At 62.6% G+C, this 23,024-nt stretch carries 19 protein-coding genes; 7 read left to right on the top strand and 12 right to left on the bottom strand.

All coding sequences use genetic code 11. The features are described from left to right. Positions 1 to 73 precede the first annotated feature (73 nt). The 4 genes from rho (at position 74) to GZ092_RS06810 (ending at position 4,987) form a co-directional block, all read left to right on the top strand. Complete coding sequence (rho, locus tag GZ092_RS06795; protein WP_036804350.1) at positions 74 to 1,336, top strand: transcription termination factor Rho; 1,263 nt, start codon at positions 74 to 76, stop codon at positions 1,334 to 1,336. A 93-nt stretch (positions 1,337 to 1,429) separates the two neighbouring features. Next, positions 1,430 to 1,723, top strand: coding sequence for a type B 50S ribosomal protein L31 (locus tag GZ092_RS06800; RefSeq protein WP_293635558.1), 294 nt, complete (start codon positions 1,430 to 1,432; stop codon positions 1,721 to 1,723). 133 nt (positions 1,724 to 1,856) lie between these two features. Then, the gene (locus tag GZ092_RS06805) at positions 1,857 to 3,623 is read left to right on the top strand and encodes a hypothetical protein (RefSeq protein WP_293635559.1); all 1,767 of its coding nucleotides are present in this window, start codon (positions 1,857 to 1,859) and stop codon (positions 3,621 to 3,623) included. After that, positions 3,620 to 4,987 (top strand): MATE family efflux transporter, encoded by a 1,368-nt coding sequence (locus tag GZ092_RS06810; protein WP_293635560.1) that lies wholly within the window; start codon positions 3,620 to 3,622, stop codon positions 4,985 to 4,987. Before GZ092_RS06805 ends, GZ092_RS06810 begins: the two co-directional genes overlap by 4 nt. Here GZ092_RS06810 and phoR read toward each other — a convergent pair. The 7 genes from phoR to pstS form a co-directional block, all read right to left on the bottom strand. Further along, the gene (gene phoR / locus GZ092_RS06815) at positions 4,975 to 6,321 is read right to left on the bottom strand and encodes a phosphate regulon sensor histidine kinase PhoR (protein WP_293635561.1); all 1,347 of its coding nucleotides are present in this window, start codon (positions 6,319 to 6,321) and stop codon (positions 4,975 to 4,977) included. The two genes, GZ092_RS06810 and phoR, sit on opposite strands and share 13 nt — an antisense overlap. Further along, positions 6,318 to 7,046, bottom strand: coding sequence for a phosphate regulon transcriptional regulator PhoB (phoB, locus tag GZ092_RS06820; RefSeq protein WP_293635562.1), 729 nt, complete (start codon positions 7,044 to 7,046; stop codon positions 6,318 to 6,320). The genes phoR and phoB overlap by 4 nt, the downstream gene beginning before the upstream one ends. Before the next feature lie 3 nt (positions 7,047 to 7,049). Then, complete coding sequence (gene phoU, locus GZ092_RS06825) at positions 7,050 to 7,754, bottom strand: phosphate signaling complex protein PhoU (RefSeq protein ID WP_293635563.1); 705 nt, start codon at positions 7,752 to 7,754, stop codon at positions 7,050 to 7,052. A 23-nt stretch (positions 7,755 to 7,777) separates the two neighbouring features. Next, entirely contained in the window at positions 7,778 to 8,557 is a 780-nt protein-coding gene (gene pstB / locus GZ092_RS06830; RefSeq protein ID WP_293635564.1) for a phosphate ABC transporter ATP-binding protein PstB, read from the bottom strand. Positions 8,558 to 8,601: 44 nt separating this feature from the next. Continuing rightward, on the bottom strand, positions 8,602 to 9,462 hold the full coding sequence (gene pstA / locus GZ092_RS06835; protein ID WP_293635565.1) for a phosphate ABC transporter permease PstA: 861 nt from the start codon (positions 9,460 to 9,462) through the stop codon (positions 8,602 to 8,604). After that, the gene (pstC, locus tag GZ092_RS06840; RefSeq protein WP_293635567.1) at positions 9,459 to 10,424 is read right to left on the bottom strand and encodes a phosphate ABC transporter permease subunit PstC; all 966 of its coding nucleotides are present in this window, start codon (positions 10,422 to 10,424) and stop codon (positions 9,459 to 9,461) included. The genes pstA and pstC overlap by 4 nt, the downstream gene beginning before the upstream one ends. A gap of 119 nt (positions 10,425 to 10,543) precedes the next feature. Next, positions 10,544 to 11,587 carry a phosphate ABC transporter substrate-binding protein PstS gene (gene pstS, locus GZ092_RS06845; protein WP_293635569.1) on the bottom strand — a complete coding sequence of 348 codons (1,044 nt, stop codon included), beginning with the start codon at positions 11,585 to 11,587 and terminating at the stop codon, positions 10,544 to 10,546. Positions 11,588 to 11,797: 210 nt separating this feature from the next. Between pstS and GZ092_RS06850 the strand changes: the two genes are divergently transcribed. From GZ092_RS06850 to ppx, 3 genes are all read left to right on the top strand, one after another. Continuing rightward, entirely contained in the window at positions 11,798 to 12,280 is a 483-nt protein-coding gene (locus tag GZ092_RS06850; RefSeq protein WP_293635571.1) for a fasciclin domain-containing protein, read from the top strand. A 397-nt stretch (positions 12,281 to 12,677) separates the two neighbouring features. Next, complete coding sequence (locus GZ092_RS06855; protein ID WP_293635573.1) at positions 12,678 to 13,805, top strand: ABC transporter substrate-binding protein; 1,128 nt, start codon at positions 12,678 to 12,680, stop codon at positions 13,803 to 13,805. Between the two features lie 90 nt (positions 13,806 to 13,895). Beyond that, on the top strand, positions 13,896 to 15,395 hold the full coding sequence (gene ppx, locus GZ092_RS06860) for an exopolyphosphatase (RefSeq protein WP_293635575.1): 1,500 nt from the start codon (positions 13,896 to 13,898) through the stop codon (positions 15,393 to 15,395). A 173-nt stretch (positions 15,396 to 15,568) separates the two neighbouring features. Here ppx and GZ092_RS06865 read toward each other — a convergent pair whose 3' ends face one another. The 5 genes from GZ092_RS06865 to GZ092_RS06885 form a co-directional block, all read right to left on the bottom strand. Next, the gene (locus GZ092_RS06865; protein ID WP_293635577.1) at positions 15,569 to 16,042 is read right to left on the bottom strand and encodes a histidine phosphatase family protein; all 474 of its coding nucleotides are present in this window, start codon (positions 16,040 to 16,042) and stop codon (positions 15,569 to 15,571) included. Between the two features lie 6 nt (positions 16,043 to 16,048). Continuing rightward, positions 16,049 to 18,109, bottom strand: a complete 2,061-nt coding sequence (gene ppk1, locus GZ092_RS06870) for a polyphosphate kinase 1 (RefSeq protein WP_293635635.1) — start codon at positions 18,107 to 18,109, stop codon at positions 16,049 to 16,051. A 231-nt stretch (positions 18,110 to 18,340) separates the two neighbouring features. Next, positions 18,341 to 20,035 (bottom strand): thiamine pyrophosphate-binding protein, encoded by a 1,695-nt coding sequence (locus GZ092_RS06875; RefSeq protein ID WP_293635578.1) that lies wholly within the window; start codon positions 20,033 to 20,035, stop codon positions 18,341 to 18,343. 70 nt (positions 20,036 to 20,105) lie between these two features. Then, on the bottom strand, positions 20,106 to 20,408 hold the full coding sequence (locus GZ092_RS06880; protein WP_293635580.1) for a hypothetical protein: 303 nt from the start codon (positions 20,406 to 20,408) through the stop codon (positions 20,106 to 20,108). 97 nt (positions 20,409 to 20,505) lie between these two features. Further along, a complete protein-coding gene (locus GZ092_RS06885) occupies positions 20,506 to 22,953 on the bottom strand; it encodes a DUF3772 domain-containing protein (protein ID WP_293635582.1) in 2,448 nt (815 codons plus the stop codon). Positions 22,954 to 23,024: the final 71 nt, after the last annotated feature.

Raw genomic sequence — 23,024 nt, forward strand, 5'->3', positions numbered from 1 at the left:
CTTCTTGCCAAGAAGCTGCTTCTTTTCAAACCTCCCCCTGTTTTTCCAAATCAACTCCGCGAGGAGTCATCCCATGCACTTAAACGAACTCAAGGCGCTGCACGTGTCTGAAGTCCTCAAGCAGGCGGAAGCCCTTGAGATCGAAAACGTCGGCCGTATGCGCAAGCAGGAATTGATGTTCGCCATCATCAAGAAACGCGCCAAGACAGGTGAAACCATCGTCGCCGATGGCGTGCTGGAAGTGCTGCCCGACGGTTTCGGCTTTCTGCGCGCGCCCGATTCAAGCTACACCGCGTCCACCGACGACATCTATATCAGCCCCAGCCAGATTCGCCGCTTCAACCTGCACACCGGCGACATGATCGAAGGCGAAGTGCGCACGCCTAAAGACGGCGAGCGTTACTTTGCGCTGAACAAGCTCGACAAGATCAACGACGGCCCGCCTGAAGACAACAAGCACAAGGTCATGTTCGAGAACCTGACGCCGCTGTTCCCGCGCGAGCAATTCAAGCTGGAACGCGACATCAAGGCCGAAGAAAACCTGACCAGCCGGATCATCGACATCATCGCGCCCATCGGCAAGGGCCAGCGCGCCCTGCTGGTGGCGCCGCCCAAGTCAGGCAAGACGGTGATGATGCAGAACATCGCGCACGCCATCGTCGCCAACTACCCCGAAGTGGTCATGATGGTGCTGCTGGTGGACGAGCGCCCGGAAGAAGTAACCGAAATGCAACGCAGCGTGCGCGCCGAAGTCATTTCATCGACGTTTGACGAACCCGCCGCGCGCCACGTGCATGTCGCCGAAATGGTGATCGAGCGCGCCAAGCGTTTGGTCGAACTCGGCAAGGACGTGGTGATCCTGCTGGACTCGATCACCCGCCTGGCACGCGCCTACAACAACGTACTGCCTTCGTCGGGCAAGGTGCTGAGCGGCGGTGTGGACGCCAACGCACTGCAGCGTCCCAAGCGATTTTTCGGCGCCGCCCGCAAGATCGAGGAAGGCGGCAGCCTGACCATCATCGGCACCGCGCTGATCGACACCGGCAGCCGCATGGACGAGGTGATCTTTGAAGAATTCAAGGGCACCGGCAACTGCGAAATCCACCTGGACCGCCGCCTGTATGAAAAGCGCGTGTTTCCGGCGCTCAATCTCAACCGCAGCGGCACCCGCAAGGAAGAGTTGCTGTTGGCCCCCGAAATCCTGCAAAAGTCGCGCATCCTGCGCCAGTTCATGTACAACATGGACGAGATCGAGTCGATGGAACTCATGCTGAAAAACATGAAGGCCACCAAAAACAACCACGAATTCTTCGACATGATGCGCCGGGGCGGATAACGCGATTTCCATTTAATGTGATAATCGCAGGCTTCATGGAAAGTGCCTGAAACGGTTTTAGGTGGCTACCAAAACAATGAAAAAGGAAAGATTATGAAAACAGGCATTCACCCCAATTACCGCGAAGTTTGTTTCCTGGACATGTCCAACAACTTCAAGTTCGTGACCCGCTCGTGCGCCAACACCAAAGAAATGGTGAAAATGGAAGACGGCCGCGAACTGCCGCTGTACAAGCTTGACACGTCCAGCGAATCGCACCCGTTCTACACCGGCACGCAAAAATCCGTGGACAACATGGGTGGCCGCGTCGAGCGCTTTCGCAACCGCTTCGGCAAAACCGCCGCCAAGGAAACAGCTCCAGAAGCTGCACCGGTCGCTGCCGAATAAGCTGCACAAGCATCTGCCCGTCAGCACAAAAAGCAGCCTGAAGTTCAGGCTGCTTTTTTTTCGGCTAAATTTCCTGCTTCCGGGGCATTGCATCCGGCCCTTTTCCATCGTCTAGCTCCATCGTCAAGCTGTTTTGAACAAACCTTCCCCCGCCATCATTGCCCAGTCTGCCGTGCGGCGCCTGCCGCGCCGGGCACTGCTGCTCTTCTGCGCGGCCTACATCCTTCCGGGTTTTCTCGGCCGCAGTCCGTGGAAAAACGAGGACATCGCGGCCTTTGGCGTGATGCGTGAACTCACTTCCTCCGCAGCCAACTGGCTGCAGCCGCAGTTGCTCGGCCAGGTCACCGGCTTCGATGCCTTGCTGCCCTACTGGCTCGGCGCGCTGGCCATCAAGCTTTTGCCTTTTATTGATCCCGCCATGGCGGTGCGCATTCCCTACATGCTTCTGCTGGTGATGACCCTGCTGAGTAGCTGGTATGCGGTGTATTACCTGGCCAAAAGTCCGCAGGCGCAACCCGTGGCGTTTGCCTTTGGCGGCGAAGCCGATCCGGTGGACTATGCGCGGGCAATTGCCGACGGCGGTGTTCTGGCACTGATTGCCAGCCTGGGCCTGGCGCAGTTCTCGCACGAAACCACGCCTGCCTTGGCGCAACTGGGTTTCACGTCGCTGGCGTTCTACGCCATGGCCGCCAGTCCTTACCGCCGTGCCACCCGGCTTGCCGGTCCGGCTCTCGGCCTGCTGATCGGCCTGACTGGACTGGCCTTGAGCGGCGCGCCGACGCTGGCCTTGCTGCTCGGCGTGGGGGGGGCGCTGGTGGAATGGTCGCACACGCGGTGGGACCCCTCATCCCATCGCGAAGCCGCGAGCGACCGGCAGTCATGGCACTGGGTGCTGCTGATCGCCGGCGTCACGCTGGCCGTTTCGCTGTTGAGTTTCGGACTGGATTTGTGGCGCTGGCGGATCGAACTGCCCGGCACCGACGGCGAGTCCGCCTGGAGCGACTGGAACAGTCTGGCACGCCTGCTGCTGTGGTTCACCTGGCCCGCCTGGCCGCTGGCCCTGTGGACGCTGTGGCGCTGGCGCCGGCAATTGTCCAGCCGTCATGTGGCCTTGCCACTCTGGTTTGCCGGCATGGCCGTGGTGTCGGCATTCACCACCGATGCCTCTGACCGCAGCTTGCTGCTGAGCCTGCCGCCGCTGGCAGCGCTGGCCGCCTTTGCCCTTCCCACGCTCAAGCGCAGCGTGGCTTCGCTGATCGACTGGTTCACGCTGCTGTTTTTCACCACCTGCGCGATTGCCATCTGGGTGATCTGGATAGCCATGCAAACCGGCGTTCCCCGGCAACCGGCGGCCAATGTCACCAAGCTGGCGCCTGGCTTTGAGCCGAGTTTTTCGCTGCTGGCCTTTGTCAGCGCCGTGGCCGCCACGCTGGCCTGGGCCTGGCTGGTGCGCTGGCGCACTGGCGCGCATCGCGCTGCCATCTGGAAATCACTGGTGCTGCCTGCCGGTGGCGCCACCTTGTGCTGGCTGCTGCTGATGACGCTCTGGATGCCCTTGCTGGACTATGCGCGCAGCCTGGCGCCGCTGTCGCGCCAGGTGGCCAGCCTGGTCGACAAGAAAAGCTGCGTTGAAATCTTCGGCGTCGGTAGCGCCCAGACAGCAGCCCTGCAATACCATGGCCAGCTTGACCTGCGCCAGGCAACGCCACTGGCCAGTTGCCCATACCTGGTGGTGGATGTGACGGCCCAGGCGCGCCTGGGCAGCGCGGTCAACCTGCCCGACTGGGCGTTCCAGGCCACGGTGCGCAAACCGACCGACAAGACGGAAAACATGCTGGTTTACAAGCGCGTGAGCGTCGCGGTCACGCCTGGACCAGCGGGTATCCCGCACAGCCCATGAGCGAGCTGCGGCTCATCGGCCGCCACGCAGGAACCATCCTGGTTGGTCAGCTGGCGGTGATGGCCTTCGGCGTTGCCGACACGGTAATTGCCGGGCGCCACAGTGAGGCGGCGCTGGCCGCGCTCTCGGTCGGCTCGGCGCTTTACATCAGTGTGTATGTCGGCTTGATGGGCATTGTGCAAGCGCTGCTTCCTGTCTGGGCTGAAATGCTGGGGTCGCGCCGGCCTGCAGCTGTTGGCCCCTCATTACGCCAAAGCGTTTACCTGTGCGGCGCCATCAGCCTCGCGGGCATGGCCGCACTGCTGTTTCCTGGACCGTTGCTGCGCTGGGCCCAGGTGCCTGTGGCAATGCAGGACGACGTCCAGCGCTATCTCGGCGTGCTGGCCTTCGCCTTTGCACCTTCGCTGCTGTTCAAGCTCTACGCGACATTCAACCAGTCCCTGGGCAAGCCGCGCCTGGTGACCTGGCTGCAGATTGCCGCGCTGGCGATCAAGATTCCTCTCTCGCTCTGGTGGGTAGCGGGCGGCGCCGGCGTTGACGCCATGGGCGTTGTCGGCTGCGCCTGGGCCACCCTGGTCGTCAACTACGTCCTGCTGGTGCTTGCCGTGGTGATGCTGCGAACGCAGGACATCTACCAGCCCTTCCAGCTCTGGCAGCGCATGGAGCGGCCCGACTGGCGACAGCTCGGCGCCTTCCTGCGGCTCGGCCTTCCCGGGGGACTGGCGTATCTGGTGGAAGTGACCTCCTTCACCCTGATGGCGCTGTTCATCGCCCGGCTGGGCACCGTCGCGTCAGCCAGCCACCAGATCGCGGCCAGCGTGGCCGCCGTGCTGTACATGATGCCGCTGTCCATGGCAGTCGCCTGCAGCGCCCGCGTGTCCTTCTGGCTGGGCGCGGGCCGCCCGGACCTAGCCAGACACGCGGTTTTTATAGGATTCAGGCTGACTGCGCTTGTTGCGCTTGGCTTTGCAGCTACTGTTTACATAGCATCACCCACGCTGGCCAGCTGGTATTCGGCAAGTCCTGCCGTTGTGGCCCTGGCGTCCGGATTGCTGCCCTGGGTGGCGCTCTACCATGTTGCCGATGCCTTGCAGGCGCTGTGCGCCTTTTTGCTGCGCTGCTACCGCATCACGATCGCACCACTGGCGCTGTATGGTGTGCTGCTCTGGGGACTGGGCCTGTACGGCGGATACCGGCTGGCTTACGTGGGTCTGGCGGGACACCCGGCCACGCAGGCCGCAAGCAGCTTCTGGGTGGCCAGCACCGTGGCCATCGCCTTGGTAGCCATCGCGCTGCTGGGCCTCTTGGTGCATGCAGTGAGCCGCAGCCAGCGGGGCCAAGCGGCCAGTTTTCAGGCTGGTTGAAGCGTCCGGCGCACCCGGGCCGCAGGAAAAACGATGCAAAAGCACGAACCCTGACCCACCTGGCTCTCGATCTGCAGTTCAGCCCCGTGCCGCTGCGCCACATGCTTGACGATGGCCAGGCCCAGGCCGGTGCCGCCTGTCTCTCGCGAACGGCTGCGGTCCACCCGGTAAAACCGTTCGGTCAGTCGCGGCAGATGTTCGGCCGCAATGCCGGGCCCTGAATCCCTGACGCAAAAGCTGCCCCGTCCATCCGGCAGCAGTGTCCAGGTGACACGGATCAGGCCGGCTTCGGGCGTGTAGCGGACGGCATTCGTCACCAGATTGGACAAGGCACTGCCGAGTTCGCGCCCGATACCGGCGATGTCGCAGGCTGGGCCGGCATCGAACACCAGTTGATGGCCCTGCGGCGACATCACGCTGGACAGCGCCCTGGATTCCTGCTCGCACTGCGCAAAGAGCGAAGTGGTGGACGTCCATTCATGGGTACCGGGCAGCGGACTGCCCTCCAGTCGGGACAGCGTCAGCAAATCCTCCACAAGCGTCTGCATGCGCTGCGACTGCTGGGCCATCAGCGTCAGGTAGCGGTCACGGTCGGGCTTTTTGAGGGGCAGGTTTTGCAGCGTCTCGATGAAGCCGGCCACCACGGTCAGTGGCGTGCGGATTTCATGCGACACATTGGCGACAAAATCGCGCCGCATGGCCTCGGCCTGCTCCAGCGCGGTGATGTCGCGCGACAGCAGCAGTTTCTTGTCCTTGCCATAACGGTGCACATGCACCGACAGCCTGACCGGCCGGCCAGCAGTGCTGAAGTTTCCCGGGATCTGCACCTCTTGCGAGAAATTGGCAGCAGCCATGTAGGCGCTGAATGCCGGGTCGCGCACGAGGTTGGCGATGTGCTGCTGAATATCGCGCCGCGCATCGAAACCGAAATGCTGGGCCGCCGTCTGGTTGCACCATTCGATACGACCCTCGTCGTCCAGCAGCACCACGCCGTTGGGCGAAGCCTGCAGGGCCGCCAGGAACTCATCCAGCCGGGCCTGGCTTTCGCGGTACTGTACATGGCGGTTTTTCAGCAGGCGGCGCACGCGGTCGGCGGCCTCGCCCCAGACACCGGGCAAGCGTGGCTGTGAGCCCGTCATCAGCACCGGCGTCTCGTTGCTTTGCTCCGAGCGCAACCAGTTGAGCAGCCGCCGGGCGTAAAAACTGTCCATGAGCTGCCAGGCAGCGGCGCCCAGAAGCAATCCCCAGGCCAGGCCTTCGCGCGACGCCAGCCACCAGCCCAGCGCCCCGCCCGCCAGCGCAAAGACAGTCCAGACAATCCAGCGGCCGATCATGACTCCGGGGATGCCGCAGCAGCAGGGATTTTCGCCATGGTGGCGGTCAGCCGGTAGCCTGCGCCCCGGACGGTTTCCACCATCGCCCCAGCGTGTCCCAGGGCTTCGCGCAGGCGCTTGACATGCACATCGACCGTGCGTTCCTCGATGAACACATGGTCGCCCCAGACCTTGTCGAGCAGGCTGGCGCGGCTGTGAACCCGCTCCGGATGCTTCATCAGGTGGTGCAGCAGCTTGAACTCGGTCGGCCCCAGCTTGAGCTCCTGGCTTTGCCAGGCAATGCGGTGCGTGCCGGCGTCCAGCACCAGCGCGCCCACGGTCACGCGGTCGCCTGGCGACTCCTCGGGCGCACGGCGGCGCAGCACGGCGCGGATGCGGGCCAGCAGTTCCTGCGTCGAAAAGGGCTTGGTGATGTAGTCGTCGGCACCGGCGTCGAGCCCGGCGACCTTGTCGGGCTCGTCGCCGCGCGCCGTCAGCATCAGGATGGGAATGCCTTTGGTGCGCTCCTGCTTGCGCCAGTGGCGCGCCAGGCTCAGGCCGCTCTGGCCGGGCAGCATCCAGTCGAGCAGGATCACATCAGGCAACTCGGCGTCGAGTTCGCGCTGGGCCGCCACGCTGTCGTAGGCCAGCACCGGCGTGAAGCCGCCATGCTTGAGGTTGACCTGAATCAGTTCGGCAATGGCCGGTTCGTCCTCGACGATCAATACGCGGGGCAGGTGCTTCATGGCTCAGGACTTGACGGCTGACTCGACCTGCTCCATCGGGCTGTGCCGCACATCGGCACCCTTGACGATGTAGATGATGAACTCGGCAATGTTCTTGGCATGGTCGCCCACGCGCTCGATGGCCTTGGCAATGAACAGCAGGTCCAGGCTGGCCGAAATGGTGCGCGGGTCTTCCATCATGTAGGTGATCAGCTTGCGCACGAAACCGTCGAATTCGGCATCGATCTGGTCGTCTTCCTTGAGGATGGACACCGCCGCCGCCGTGTCCAGCCGGGCAAAGGCATCAAGCGCCTTGCGCAACAACCCCGAGGCCAGGTCGGCCGCAACCCGCAAATCCGACGACGGCAGCGTGCGCGAGGCGCCGTTGTGCATGATGGACTTGACCATGCGGGCGATCTTGGCGGCTTCGTCCCCGGCGCGCTCCAGGTTGGCGGTGGTTTTGGAAATCGCGATCAGCAGGCGCAGGTCGCGCGCCGTCGGCTGGCGCCGGGCAATGATGGACGACAGCTCGCGGTCGATGTCGAGCTCCATACCATTGACGCGAAGCTCGGTCTCGATGACCTGGTTGGCGCATTCGGCGCTGTACTGCGACAGCGCATGAATCGCCAGCCGCAACTGCGACTCGACCAGACCGCCGAGTTCCATCACGCGGGACGAGACGCCATTGAGTTCGCTGTCGAACTGGGTGGATAGATGTTTGTCAGCCATGATGCAGCTCCGGTGCGTGTGGTTCAGCCGAAACGGCCGGTGATGTAGTCTTCGGTTTCCTGGCGCTTGGGCTTGAAGAATATGTCTTCGGTGACGCCGAACTCCACCAGGTCGCCCAGGTACATATAGGCCGTGTAGTCGCTGCAGCGGGCCGCCTGCTGCATGTTGTGCGTCACGATGACCACGGTGTAGTCGTTTTTCAGCTCGGAAATCAACTCTTCGATCTTGGCGGTGGAAATCGGGTCCAGCGCCGAACACGGTTCGTCGAGCAGCAGCACTTCGGGCTTGATGGCGATGCCCCGGGCGATGCACAGCCGCTGCTGCTGGCCGCCCGACAGGCTGGAGCCGCTCTGGTTGAGCTTGTCCTTGACTTCGGTCCACAAAGCGGCCTTGCGCAAGGCCCATTCCACCCGCTCGTCCATGTCCGAATTCTTGAGGTTCTCGAACAGCTTCACGCCAAACGCGATGTTGTCATAAATCGACATCGGAAACGGCGTTGGCTTCTGGAACACCATGCCGACCTTGGCTCGGATCAAGGCCACATCTTCCTTGGATGTCAGCAGGTTGTCGCCGTCAAACATGACTTCGCCTACGGCCCGCTGCTCCGGATAAAGCTGGTACATCCGGTTGAAAATCCGCAGCAGGGTTGATTTGCCGCAGCCCGAGGGGCCGATAAAGGCGGTCACCTTGTTTTCCGGAATTTCCAGGTTGATATTTTTGAGGGCATGGAATTTGCCGTAATAAAAATTCAGGTTCTTGACTGAAATTTTAGATTTCTCGAGGATTGTGCTGTGGGTATCCATCATTAACCTTGTCTTGTAGGGAGGCGGGCTGGTCAGCCGGCAGTTCAGTCTTTTTTGCGTGTCAGCACACGCGCCAGAATATTCAGGCCCAGCACCGCCATCGTGATGATGAACACGCCGGCCCAGGCCAGCTTCTGCCAGTTCTCATACGGACTCATTGCAAACTTGAAAATGGTCACCGGCAAGCTGGCAATCGGCTGATTCAGGTTCGAGGTCCAGAACTGGTTGCTCAAGGCAGTGAACAGCAAGGGCGCTGTTTCACCGGCAATGCGCGCCACCGCCAGCAATATGCCGGTCACCACGCCGGTACGGGCTGCCCGCAGCGTGATGCTGGTGATGACCTTCCACTTGGGGGCACCCAGCGCATAAGCCGCCTCGCGCAGACCCGGCGGAATCAGCTGCAACATGTTTTCAGTGGTGCGAATCACCACCGGAATCACAATCAAGGCCAGTGCCATGACACCGGCCCAGCCTGAAAAGGAATGGAAACGGGACACCACAACGGCATACACAAACAGGCCGATCACAATCGATGGTGCAGACAGCAAGATGTCGTTGACAAAGCGCGTGACCGAAGCCAGAGGGCCTTTGGTGTTGTACTCGGCCAGGTAGATGCCTGCCATGATGCCAATCGGCGTGCCCACGAAGGTGGCCAGCATCACCATCAGGAACGAGCCGTAAATTGCATTGGCAATGCCGCCCTCTTCATTCGGGGCGGGCGTCATTTCGGTGAAAGTGGCAAGCGTGATGCCGCCTATGCCCAACCTGACGGTTTCCCACAGAATCCAGAACAGCCAGAACAGGCCGAAACACATGGCCGCCAGCGACAGCACCAGCGCGAACTGATTGACCCGTTTGCGCTGGGCAAATTTGGCCCGGCGCGGATCCTTCATCACGGCGCTCATGTTTTGGCTCCTTCATTTTTCTGCAACTGCGACAGCAGCAGTTTGGACAGCGACAGCACCACGAAGGTGATGAAAAACAAGACCAGTCCCAGGTAGATCAGCGATGCCTGGTGCAGGCCATCGGCCGCCTCGGCAAATTCGTTGGCCAATGCAGAGGTGATGCTGTTGGCAGCCTGAAACAGGCTCAGCGAATCGAGCTGGTTGAAGTTCCCGATGACAAAGGTCACCGCCATGGTTTCACCCAGTGCGCGCCCCAGACCCAGCATGATGCCGCCCATGACACCGGCCTTGGTGTAGGGAAGCACCACCTTGGACACCACTTCCCAGGTCGTGGCACCCAGGCCGTAGGCTGATTCCTTGAGCAGCACCGGCGTGACCTCGAACACATCGCGCATCACCGAGGCGATGAACGGAATGATCATGATGGCCAGGATGATGCCGGCCGACAAAATGCCAATACCCACCGGCGGGCCTGAAAAGAGCGCCCCCAGGTAAGGAACATCGCTGAACACAGCTTGCAGCGGCTGCTGCACGTAAGTGGCCAGAATCGGGCCGAACACCAGCAAGCCCCACATGCCATAGACGATGGAAGGCACGGCAGCCAGCAGTTCAATGGCGGTTCCGAGCGGGCGTTTGAGCCACGCTGGCGACAATTCGGTCAAAAACAGCGCAATGCCGAAACTCACCGGCACCGCAATCAGCAGGGCAATGAAGGACGTGGCCAGCGTGCCGTAGATCATCACCAGCCCGCCGTACTCGTTCTTGACCGGATCCCAGACGCTGCTGGTCAGGAAACCCAGGCCATATTTGCTGATCGCCGGCCAGGCGCCGATGATCAGCGATACCAGGATGGCAATGAGCAAACCCAGCGTCAGCAGTGCCGCTGCCAGGGCGGCCCAGCCGAAAATCCGGTCCGGCAACGGACTTCGCTTCACAGGGTTTACAGGAGGAGGATTGGTCATGGCGCGTCCGGTCGCTTTTGCCGGAAACTCAAAAGCGGCCCGGCTTGCCGGAAGTGTAGAGGACACGAAATAAACCCCCGTGGTTTGAAGCTGAAGTACAAAGCCGGTTGACTGACGGCTTACTTGAAGGCGACAGCTTTGCCCGAAGAGTCCTTGATCTCGGCCCATGACTTTTCGATGATCAGCTTCACGTTCGCAGGCATCGGCACATAGTCCAGGGCGCCAGCAGTTTGGTCGCCATTTTTATAAGCCCACTCAAAGAACTTGAGCGAAGAAGCAGCCTGAGCCGGCTTGTCCTGGACTTTTTGCATCAGGATGAACGTCGCACCGGTCAGTGGCCATGCGTCTTTGCCTGGCTGCTGGGTCAGGATCTGGTAGAAGCTCTTGGACCATTCGGCGCCAGCGGCTGCAGCCTTGAAAGACGTGTCGTCAGGCGATACAAAATTGCCGTCAGCATTTTTCATCTGCGCAAAAGCCATTTTATTTTGCTTGACATAGGCATATTCGACGTAGCCAATCGAATTGGGCAGGCGGCCCACAAAAGCGGCCACACCTTCGTTGCCCTTGCCACCGGCACCGACCGGCCAGTTCACAGCCGTACCCTCGCCCACTTTGGCTTTCCACTCGGCGTTCGCCTTGCTCAGGTAGTTGGTGAAGATAAAACTGGTGCCTGAACCATCAGCGCGGCGCACTGGCGAAATAGCGGCATCAGGCAACGCCAGGGCAGGGTTCAACGCCTTGATGGCCGGGTCGGTCCACTTGGTCACCTTGCCCAGGTAGATGTCGCCGAGAACCTGTCCCGTCAATTTAAGCTGGCCGGGCGCAATGCCCTTGATGTTGACCACAGGCACCACGCCGCCAATGACGGTAGGAAACTGCATGAGGCCTTTTTTCGCCAGTTCATCGTCTTTCAGGGGAGCGTCCGAGGCGCCAAAATCTACCGTTTTGGCTTCAATCTGGCGAATACCTGCGCCGGAGCCTACCGACTGGTAGTTGATCTTTACGCCAGTCGCCTTGTTGTAGTCAGCCGCCCATTTGGAGTAAAGCGGTGCCGGGAAACTGGCGCCGGCGCCTGTCACGTCCTGGGCAGCCGACAGTGCAGCAAACGACATCAGGGCAGCACCCATGGTCACGGTCATGGAAGCTTTGAAAGTGGATTTCATCAGGACACCTTTACGGTTGGTTGGAAAGATGCTGCAACTGTAGAAGTCTTGTATGACAAAGTTGTGACAAGAACACCGGATTTACGGATGGCTCCAACGGTGTGCCGGCGTCACAAAACCGTCAAATTTCTGTCATGAACCGGTCACGAAGCCCTCCTACGCTTGCCGCTGTCTTACCTACTACCCTTTCAGCTTCTCAGGAGAATTCATATGCTCAAGCGTCATTTCGTGTTTGCGGTTGCAGCCATTGCCATCGTTGCTGGCTGCGCCACGACGTCGCAGCCTGTTTCATTGGCCGACACCATAGCGGCACGGCCACAACTCTCGACGCTGAACGCCCTGATCGTTAAAGCCGGCCTGACGGACACATTGAAAGGCGCTGGTCCTTTTACCGTATTTGCCCCCACCAATGAAGCTTTCGCCAAAGTGCCGGCCAAAATCATGGACGCATTGGCCAAAGACCCGGCCCAACTGAAAGCGGTGCTGACCTACCACGTGATTTCCGGCAAGGTCATGGCGGCTGATGTCAAGAATAGCAACAGCAAAACCGTCAATGGCGCCAACGTGGCGCTTTCACGGGCTGGCGATTTCGTGACCGTGGAAGACGCCATGGTGCAGACGCCGGACATTTCAGCAAGCAATGGCGTTGTGCATGTCGTTGACAGTGTGCTGCTGCCGCCAGCCAAGCCCTGAATACAGGCACGGCTGTTTCGGCCGATTTGCTTCAGATCGGGATTTCAGGGGTCAGTGGCGTGCATCCGGACTGCCTTGGGTCATGCCTGACCCACCCAGGCATGGAACGACGGCTTCATGGGCTCAGCTTGTGATGCAAGGCCGTCATCCACCCGCCGCACCCAAGGGAAAGACGTCAACCCCCTGGTTTTCTTAATCCCCTTCATTGCTTTGCGAGCGGGGAAATTCCTGGCCTGATTCGCTGCAGCAGGTTTCAGCGACAGTCATAGCTGTTTTTTTATACCAAATAAGGCTCCTGCGCAGTATCCACCTGCGCTAGCAGCTATTTATTTAATAGCAAATTGTTTCCTGTTCCTTTTTACCTGAAAAATCAAACATGCCATTGCCACCATCCCTCATGAGCCGTCGCCATTGGCTCCAGCGTGTCAGCCTGCTGGCGGCAGGCGCTGCCGCACCCGTTTGGGCTCAGCCGTCCAGACCAGCGACGGCATCGCGCAGCCTGATGGTCGCCCAGCTGGTTGATTTCTCCCAGGAGCAGCAGGATGTTTCCAAGGATTTTCTGATCGGCTCGCGCGCCGCATGGCAAGACATCAATGCACACGGCGGCATTCGCGGCCGGCGGGTAGAGCACCTTGCGGTAGAGACTGACGGCACGCCCGCCAGCCTGCGCAACGCACTGGCCTCCTTGAAAAACGACGCTTCCTGCGTGGTGCTTTCCGGCAGTGTCGGCGACCAGCTGGCCAGTCAGATCGCCGCCATGTCGCTCAAGGGCGAGCTGAATATTGCCCATGCGGCGCCGTGGCTGCAGAACTCCAGCCTTGAAGTGGATGACAAGACCTTCCCCATCTTCGCGGCACGGCAAGAACAGATTGCCCATGCGCTCAAAATCCTGTCGGTCATGGGTGTGAAGGAGCTGGGCGCCATTTATGCCAGTGCGCGCGAGCACGCAGCGCTGCATCACGAAGTCGAACGAATCGCCGCCGGCATGCAGCTCAGGGTGCAGTCATTTCAAGGCACCGGAGACGTTAGCCTGCTTGGCCAGAAGCTCACGGCCAATACCCCTGCCTTGCTGCTGTTCGTGGGCGGCACGCCGGAGCTGACCCAGTTCACGCAGGGGCTGGAAAAGCAGGCGCGCCAACGCTACATCGTGGCCCTGGCCGATGTCAATCTGCAGACCCTGATGCAAATGGGCGGGGCACGCAACACGCCCATCATTGCGACCCAGCCGGTTCCCATGGTCAACGCCAGCTTGCCGGTGGTGCGCTTGTACCGTGAAACGCTCGCCCGGCTGTTCGACGAACCCCCTACCCCCTTGAGTCTGGCAGGCTTCATTGCTGCCCGCTATACGTTTGAAGTACTCAATGAAATTGAAGGGCCGCCGACACGTCAAAGCGCCCTGGCCAGCTTCCAGCGGCGCGCCAACCTGGACGTCGGTGGCTTTCGCATCAGCTTCAACGCCCAGCGCAGAAGTGGCGCTTACGTCACGCAAAGCATGATGACGCAAGAGGGCCGGCTGATTGGCTGACAAGAAGAAGATCAAGAAGAAGGCATGAGGGCTGACCTGATGCCCGCTCTGCGCCAATGCTATGCTGAACTCCGAAATAAAAACTCAGATATGCAAAACGGAACACTGCTTGCCGCTGTGGACTTGGGGTCCAACAGCTTTCGCCTTGAAATCGGCCGTTTTGACCACGGCCGCATCCATCGCATCGAATACCTCAAGGAAACCGTGCGCCAGGGCAACGGACTGGACGCCGATCGCAGGCTGTCGCAGGACGCCATGCAGCGCGGCTGGGACTGCCTGGCGCGGTTCGGCGAACGGCTGGCCGGATTCGGCAAGGAGCAGGTACGCGCCGTGGCCACCCAGACCCTGCGTGAAGCCGTCAACCGCGATGACTTCATCAGGCGCGGCCAGAAACTGCTGGGTTTTCCGATCGATGTGATTGCCGGACGCGAGGAAGCCCGGCTGATTTACCAGGGCGTGGCCCATCTGCTGCCGCAGTCCGACGAACGGCGCCTGGTGGTCGACATTGGCGGGCGCTCGACCGAAATGATCCTCGGCCAGGGCCTGGAGGCTCGTACGCTGGAGTCTTACCGCGTCGGCAGCGTCGCCTGGTCGATGCGCTACTTTGCCGACGGGCAGTTCAGCGCGCGCGCCTTTGAGGTGGCTGAAATTTCCGCCAAGGCAGTGCTTGACGAAGCCATGGGCACCTACCGCCGGGATGCATGGGATACGGCCTACGGTGCGTCGGGAACCATCGGTGCGGTCAGCGAGATACTGGCCGTGGCCGGCTGGCCGGCCGACGTGGTGACGCGCGAAGGCCTGGACTGGCTGCTGGACCGGCTGCTCAAGGCGCAAAGCGCCGACCGGCTCAAGCTCGAAGGCATCAAGGAAGACCGCCGGGCAGTGATAGGCGGCGGCGTCAGCGTGCTCCGGGCGGTGTTCAGCCTGCTGGACATCGAGCAGATGCACGCAGCGCAAGGCGCCTTGCGCCATGGCGTGCTTTACGACCTGGTGGACCGGGGCGAAGACCTGACCGATGTGCGAGCCACCAGCGTGCAGCGGCTGGCGCACAACTTCAGCACCGACACCGTGCAGTCGGCGCGCCTGAGCAAGGTGGCGCTGCACCTGTTCAAGCTGGGCAGCGCAGGCATGCCGGAGCCCCAGGTGCAACGTGCCCAGCGAAAGCTGGGCTGGGCGGCGCAACTGCATGAAGTCGGCTGCCAGGTTTCGCACAACTACTACCACAAGCACGGCGCGTACATCCTCGACAATGCCGACGCGCCAGGCTTCGCGGTGCATGAAATGCACCACCTGAGCCTGCTGGTGCTTGGCCACCGGGGCAAGCTGCGCAAGCTCGAAGCTGATTTCGACGACAGGCTGTTTGTCCAGCAACTGCTCTGCCTGCGTCTGGCCGTGATCCTGTGTCATGCACGGCGCGACCCGGACCTGAAGGGGATGCAACTCAATTGGGAAACCGAGCCCGGCAGGCGCTTCTGGCTGACCTGTCGTCCGGGTTGGGCCGAAGCCTTTCCGCAGTCCGCCTGGCTGCTGCAGGAAGAAGTGCTGGCCTGGCAAAAAACGCCGTGGACGCTGGTCGTTTCCACATCCTGAAAAAGCTGCGCCACCGTCGGGCGCCATCAAAGCGCAACACGCCAGACGCGCCATCGCAGCGGCAGGAAATTCAGAATTTTGCTACTTTATTAATAGCTGCCTATGCATACCCGGCAAGCGATAACAGCATTTTCCATCTAAAAAATCGATCGACTGGTCAGCGCCAGTGGGTTCTACAGGAAGTCCGGCGACTGGACGGTCACCACGACGGCCTGCACCTGACCGTTACGCTCCCGGGTGCGGAGCCACCACACCGCGCCTTTTTTCACGGAAAAATCGGTTTCCACCAGCCCCAGCAGGCGGGCCACGGTCTGTCCCAGCGTCGGCTGGTGGCCTATCACCAGCACCGGCACACGGGCCAACGGCCACTGCACCACTTCCAGCAAGGCCTCGGGTGTGGCTCCTGGCGCCAGCTCGGGCCGGGTCTTGAACTTGCGCCCCAGCGCCAGCGCGGTCTGCTCGCAGCGCCGTGCCGGACTGACCAAAATGCGGGCGCTACCGGGCAACTGCCGGTCCAGCCATTCGGCCATGCGGACTGCCTGCTTGTCGCCACGCGCGGTCAGTTTGCGTTCCAGGTCACGGCACGCATCGGCCGTGCCTTCGGGCAACGCCTCTGCTTCGGCATGACGCCACAGGATCAGGTCCATGCTTGACTAACTTTTGCGGGGTTTCAAGGCTGAATAGCGCGCCATCAGCGCCGATTGCGCGCTGTGGCGGTTTTCGGGGTCTGCCGGGTTCACCAGCACATACGTGCCATCGGGCTGCAAATCCCAGGCATCGCGGCCGTCGTGCAGGTAGGCGACCAGGCATTCGTCGATGATGCGCTGGCGAATCACCGGGTCGTTCACCGGCCAGGCGAGTTCGACCCGGCGCAGCATGTTGCGGTTCATCCAGTCGGCGCTCGACAACAACAAGGTTTCGTCGTCGCCGGAGCGAAAGTAAAACACCCGTGAATGCTCCAAAAAGCGGCCAATCACCGAGCGCACCCGAATGTTGTCGGTCACGCCTTTGACCTGTGCCGGCAGCATGCAGGCGCCGCGAACGATCAGGTCGATCTTCACGCCGCACTGCCCTGCCTTGACCAGCGCGCGCATCAGGTCTTCGTCGGTCAGCGCATTGGTCTTGACGACGATGCGCGTGTCCTTGCCGGCCTGCGCGGCCTGGGCCAGCGCGGCGATTTTGTCCAGCAGCCTGCGCTGCAGCTGGAATGGCGCCAGCAGCAGATGGTGCAGCCTGGGCAGTCGGCTGTGGCTTGCCAGGTGCACGAACACATGGTCGATGTCGGCGGTCAGCAGCGGGTCGGCCGTGAGGTAGCTGATGTCGGTGTACAGCCGCGCCGTGCCCGGGTTGTAGTTGCCGGTGGACAGATGGGCATAGCGCGCCAGGCGCCGGCCTTCGCGCCGGGTGACGAGCAGCATCTTGGCATGCGTTTTCAGGCCCATCACGCCATAGACCACCTGCGCGCCGATGGATTCGAGCATTTCGGCCCAGTTGATGTTAGCTTCTTCGTCAAAGCGAGCCTTCAGCTCGACCACCACCATGACTTCCTTGCCGCGCCGCACCGCTTCACGCAGCAGCAGCATCAGCTCGGAATCGGGACCGGTGCGGTAAATGGTTTGCCGGATCGCCAGCACCGAGGCGTCGTTGACCGCCTCGCGCAAAAAGGCCAGCACGCCGTCGAAGCTTTCGAAAGGCTGGTGGATAGCCACGTCGCCCTGCCGGAGCCGCTCGAAAAACGACTGGCCGGGCACCAGTTGCTTCGGGTAGCAGGCCTTGTAGCGCGGAAACAGCAGCTTGGGGTCGTTGACCAGATCGACCAGCTGGGTCAGTCGCACCAGGTTGACCGGGCCATGCACCCGGTACAACGCCTGCGCCGGCAGGTTGAACTGCTTGAGCAAAAAGCCAGAGAGATACTCCGAGCAGCCGGCCGACACTTCGAGCCGGACCGCCTGGCCGTAGTGGCGCTGCTCCAGTCCCAGGCGCAGCGCGGTGCGCAGGTTCTTCACATCGTCTTCATCGACTTCCAGGTCGGAATTGCGGGTGACGCGGAACTGGGAAAACTCACCCACCTTGCGGCCCGCGAACAGGTCGGCCAGGTGCGCGCGGATCACGCTGGACAGCGAAAGGAACAGCTTGTTGCCTTTTCCCTCGCTGCGGCTGGGCATGTGGATGAACCGCGGCAAGACCCGGGGAACCTTGACGATGGCAATTTCGTTTTCACGGCCAAAGGCGTCCCGCCCGCCCAGCCGGACAATGAAGTTCAGCGACTTGTTGGCCACCTGCGGAAACGGGTGCGACGGATCCAGCCCGACCGGAATCAAGAGCGGCCGGACCGCGCGTTCGAAATAGGCCTTGACCCAGCGCCGCTGCACCGCATTGCGCTCGCCATGCGAGACGATGCGGATGCCGTGCCGCGCAAACGCCGGCAGCAGCTCGTCGTTGTACAGCGCATACTGGCGCGCCACCATGTCATGCGCCATGCCGGAGAGCGTCTTGAACGACGCGACCGAACAAGCGCCTTTCAGCTCATTGTTCATTGCCGCCGTCAGGTGCGACAAGGCCCGAACTTCAAAAAACTCGTCCAGGTTGGACGACACGATGCACAAAAAACGCAGGCGCTCCAGCAAGGGTACGTCGGTGCGCCGTGCCCAGTTCAGCACCCGCTCGTTGAAGGCGAGGATGCTGTGGTCGCGGTCAAGAAACTTGACAGGCATGGCGACGGGGACCAGTGCGGGGGTCGTGGCGGGAAGTAACAAGACAGGTCTTTACGGTCAAAAAATAGCCCCTAGTGTTGTCTGGTTTGATGACAGCCTTGTGACAGCCGGCAGTCCCGCTGGTGCAACGCCCAACGCCGGCTGGCAAGTTGGAAAGCTGTCTTTTGCGTCATGTTTTCAAGCAAAAACAGCCATTTCCGCAATAAGCACGGGCGCAAGCAGCTATCACTTTCATAGTCCCTGCTGCAGTGCGGCCTGCGTGATCGATGACAGCGTGGCACGCGTGGTGATGACTTCCGGGTCCAGCATGACCTCGATCAGCGTGCCTTCCGGCCGGGCCAGCGCGGCCAGCAGTTCGGCTTCGAATTCGTCGGTGCGGGTGATGCGCACGCCGGCATAACCGTAGGCGCGGGCCAGCGCCGCAAAGTCCGGGTTGTTGAGGCGCGAGCCGCTCTCATGCTGCGGATAGGTCTTTTCCTGGTGCATGCGGATGGTGCCGTACATGCCGTTGTTCAGGAGCAGGATGATGCTCTTGGCGCCGTGCTGCACAGCCGTCGCCAGTTCCTGGCTGTTCATCAGGAAGTCGCCATCGCCGGCAATGGTGAACGCCACGCGCCCGGTCGTGATGGCAGCGGCAATGCCGGCCGGAACGCCGTAGCCCATCGCGCCGACGGTGGGAGCAAGCTGCGTCTTGTGCCCCTTGACCAGCCCGTGGTGCTGGTAGAAACGGTGAATCCAGCTGGCGAAATTGCCCGCGCCATTGGTCAGCACCGCATTCTCTGGCAAATGCTGTTGCAGCAGGCCGACGATGGCCGGCATGTCGATGTCGCCGGGCAAAGCCTGCGGCACCAGATTGGCCAGGTAATCGGCATTGGCCGAGGCGGTCCATTCTTCCCACGGCACAGACACCGGCGCGCTCAGCACTTCGAGCGAACGGGCAGCGGCATTCATGGTGGCGTTGATCGCCAGGTCGGCCTGGAACACGCGGTTGAGTTCTTCGGCGCTGGCATGGATATGCACCAGCTTTTGCTTCGGCCGGGGCGCCTCGATCAGTGTGTAGTTGCCGGTCGTCATTTCACCCAGGCGCGGGCCGATGGCGATGATCAGGTCGCTGGCCTTGACACGCGCAGCCAGTTTCGGGCTCAGGCCAATGCCGACATCGCCGGCATACAGCGGATGGTGGTTGTCGAAAGTGTCCTGGAAGCGAAAGGCGTTGCCCACCGGCAGCTTCCAGTTCTCGGCAAAACGCTGCAAGGCCTGCGCAGATTGCGGCGTCCAGCCACCTCCACCGGCAATGATGAGCGGCTGCTTTGACGCCAGCAGCATCTCGCGCAGTGTGCGCAAGCCGCCGGGGTTGCTCCAGGCCTGCACCGCTTCAACGCGTGGCAGCGGCCGGGCATCGGTCATGCGCGTCAGCATGTCCTCGGGCAGCACCAGCACCACCGGGCCGGGCCGGCCGTTCATGGCGGTGGCAAAGGCCCGCGCCACATATTCAGGGATGCGGTCGGCGTCATCGATACGCTCGACACGTTTGGCAAAACCCTTGGTGCTCGGGCCGAAAAAGCTGGTGTAGTCCACTTCCTGGAAGGCTTCGCGGTCGCGGCAGTCGCTGGCCACGTCGCCGACCAGCAGCACCATGGGCGTCGAATCCTGGAACGCCGTGTGTACGCCAATCGACGCGTTGGTGGCGCCCGGTCCGCGCGTGACCATGCACACGCCGGGACGGCCGGTGAGCTTGCCATGCGCCTCGGCCATGAAGGCCGCGCCGCCTTCCTGGCGGCAGGTGACGAAACGGATGCGGTCCTGGCGGGCATGCAAGCCGTCGAGCACGGCAAGGTAGCTTTCTCCGGGAACGCCGAAAGCATGGGTGACGCCCTGGGCCAGAAGGCAGTCGACAAGAAGGTGGCCGGCAAGTTGTTGGGTCATGCGCTTTATTGTGCCTTGGCCTCTGCGCACCGAATGGCAGCCGCCGTCTTGAAACGCGGCGGCGCCCGGCTTATTCCGGCGTCGTCGGATCGGCGTCCGCGCCGCCGCTTTCCAGCGCCTGGCGGTCCAGTTCCTCGTCGCTCAGCGGTGGCGCTTCCTCCAGCGCAGCGAGTTCTTCCAGCAGCGCTTCATCGGGCGGCTCGTGGCCGAGCAGCACTTCCTCGATGCGCTGGGTGTAGGTTTCGGCGTGAAGCGCCTCGGGCCCGCTGGTGGCGGGCGGAAATTTGTCGCCGAGGTCGGACATGACAGCGTCTGATTTTTCTTCCACCCAGCGGACAAAGTCGTTGGCGGGAGGGGTCTGGGATGCGGTCATTGAAGTCTCCTGAAGTTAAGCCATCGTAGCAGCCGTGCGCTCGCAAAATCCCAATGTACGCCGGCAACTTCGCCAGCGCAACAGGAAGCGCGCCGCCCTAAGCCAGTGGCGGCGGCAAAGCAGGCTCCAGCGCCTTGTCCTGCGCTTTGTCCTGCGTCTCGCGCAGCACCAGCCCGGCCGGCTTGACCAGCGAAATGTCGGCCTCGCGTAGCCGCCTGAGCACGTCGAAGAGCAAGGCGCTGCGAACGCCGTAGGCCATGCGCGGCGAGTTGACAAAGGCGGTCGCGTTGAACACCATGCCGGCGCTGTCGATGGCGTCGAGCTGCACGCTGGGCTCTGGCACCTTCAGCACGTCGGCATGCGCTGCGAACAGCTCCAGGATCAGGCTGCGGACCTGGTCGGCGTCGGCGTTCAGCGGCACCGGCAGCAGGATCTTGACCAGCCCGAGCGGGTTGGCGTGGGTGACGTTACGCACCGTCTTGGTGATGAATTCCGAATTCGGAACAATCACCGTCGAGCGGTCGCCCATCTGGATTTCAGTCGCCCGCACATTGATGCGACGGATGTCGCCCTCGATGCCGCCCAGCGACACCCAGTCACCGACCTTGACCGGCTTTTCGGCCAGCATGATGATGCCCGAGACAAAATTCTGCACCACCGCCTGCAGGCCAAAACCGATGCCCACCGACAAGGCGCTGGCCACCCACGCAATGCGCTCCAGACCGATGCCGACGGCGGCCAGGCCCAGCGACAGCGCCAGCAGGTTGCCTGCATAGGCAAACAGCGTGGACGTCCAGACCTGCATGCCGGCATCGAGCGATGTGGTCGGGAGGAAATCCTCCTTCAGCCAGCGCCTGACGATGCGCACCACGACCAGGCACAGGATGATGACCAGCACGGCCTGCAGCACGGCTGCCGGAACAATCTGGAAGGCGCCGACCGAGACGCCCTGCTGGAGCTTGTCGGCGCGCTCGAACAACTCGGACGGCCCCTCGCCAAACGGTGCCAGCAGCAGCATCAGCGCCAGCGCCACCACCAGCAGCCGGCCCACGCCCGACAGCAGTACGGCGGCCTGCGCCCGCACCTTGAGGAAGCGGGACGCCGGCATGTCGGCCGCTGCGGCGGCATCCGCCGTCGCGCTGGCATCGCTGGCCGCACTGGCCGGGCTGGTTTTCGGTCCCAGCAACGCCATGAAACCATCGTCGATCAGCACCGCCAGCAGATAGGCCGATCCCAGCACCACCGCCATCCAGGCCATCTGGTGCACCACGAAGCTGCCCAGCGCCACGTAGCCGAGCAGCAGCGCCATCAGGCTGCCGGACACACCCAGACAGGCCAGCCCGAACACCGTCGTCAGCCACAGCGGACTTGGCGGCCAGTTCGCGGCCGTGCCGGGGTCGCGCAGGGCGCGGCGGCGCGCCACGTCGGCGAGCAGCAGGCCCAGGCCCATGGCCAGGCCCATCACCAGCGCGACGATGCAGTCGGCCGCCACCGTGGTGACCAGGCTGGCATTGATCTGCGCGGTCAGCTGCATCAGCGCCCAGGTCAGCACCATCAGCAGCGCCAGCACCGCCGGCAGCCAGCGCAATTTCAGCGCCACCACATCGGGCAGCGGCAGCAGACGCCACGACGACCGGGCCGGCAGCAGCAGCGCATGGCCCAGGCCGACGACGTAGCCGCCAAAGCAGATCACGCCGGCCAGCCGGCCCATGACGGGCGCCAGCGACTCGGGCAGCGGCGCGACCCAGACCAGCCCCAGGTAAACCGCCTCGGCCATCAGGCCAGCCGTGACGGCGGGCAACAGCACCCGTGTCCAGGCATGCAGCGACCGGCGCAACCGGCCCGGCGGCACGCGCGTGGTGGTCAGTCTCAACAGCACCCGGCCCGCCCAGGCGTACAAACCCAGCAGCACCATCAGCACCAGGCCCACACTGATCCAGACCGCCGTGCCGCTGGCCCGCGCGGCGGCAGCCAGTGCGTCGGCCTGGCGGCGCACACGCAGCAGGTCGCCGGGAATTTCCATGCGCAGTTCGGCCCAGAACAGGCTGCTCAGGATGGACGAGGTGCGCTCGCCCAGCCGGGCCTGGAATTCGGAGCGCCGCAGCGCCGAGATTTCACCGGCCGTCTGCTCGCTTTCCACCGACAGCAGCTTGGCCCGCTTGAACTGGGCGTCGAGTTCGGCGCGCACCTTGTTCAGCTGGGCGCGCAAGACCGCCACGTCGGGTGCCTCGGCCTGCCCGGCAGTGACCGGCCCGAGTTCGGCCAGCCGCGCCTGGACGCTCGCCAGTTGCGGCTCCAGCAGCGCGGCCGCCGCGTCGGCCTGGGTTCCGGCGGCCAGCACCCCGGCACGCAAGGGCAGCAGATCGGCCGCCTCTTTCGGTGGCTTGTCGAGAACTTTGCGCGCCTGGTCGATCTGCGCACGCGCAGCGTCCAGCGATGTGTCGGTGCTGTCCGGCTGCGCCTGGGCGCTCATCGCGACCAGCGCCAGCAACAGGCTGGGCAAGACAGCCACGCCAAGTCGGCCCAGGCGAGCCAGGTGTTTCAAGAGAAGGCTCCAGCAGCCAGCCAGGCCGGGCAGCGGCTTTGACCCGCAACCGGCAGCGGCACGGCGACTGG

It is taken from the genome of Polaromonas sp. (assembly GCF_010365105.1).
GTDB lineage: Bacteria > Pseudomonadota > Gammaproteobacteria > Burkholderiales > Burkholderiaceae_C > Polaromonas.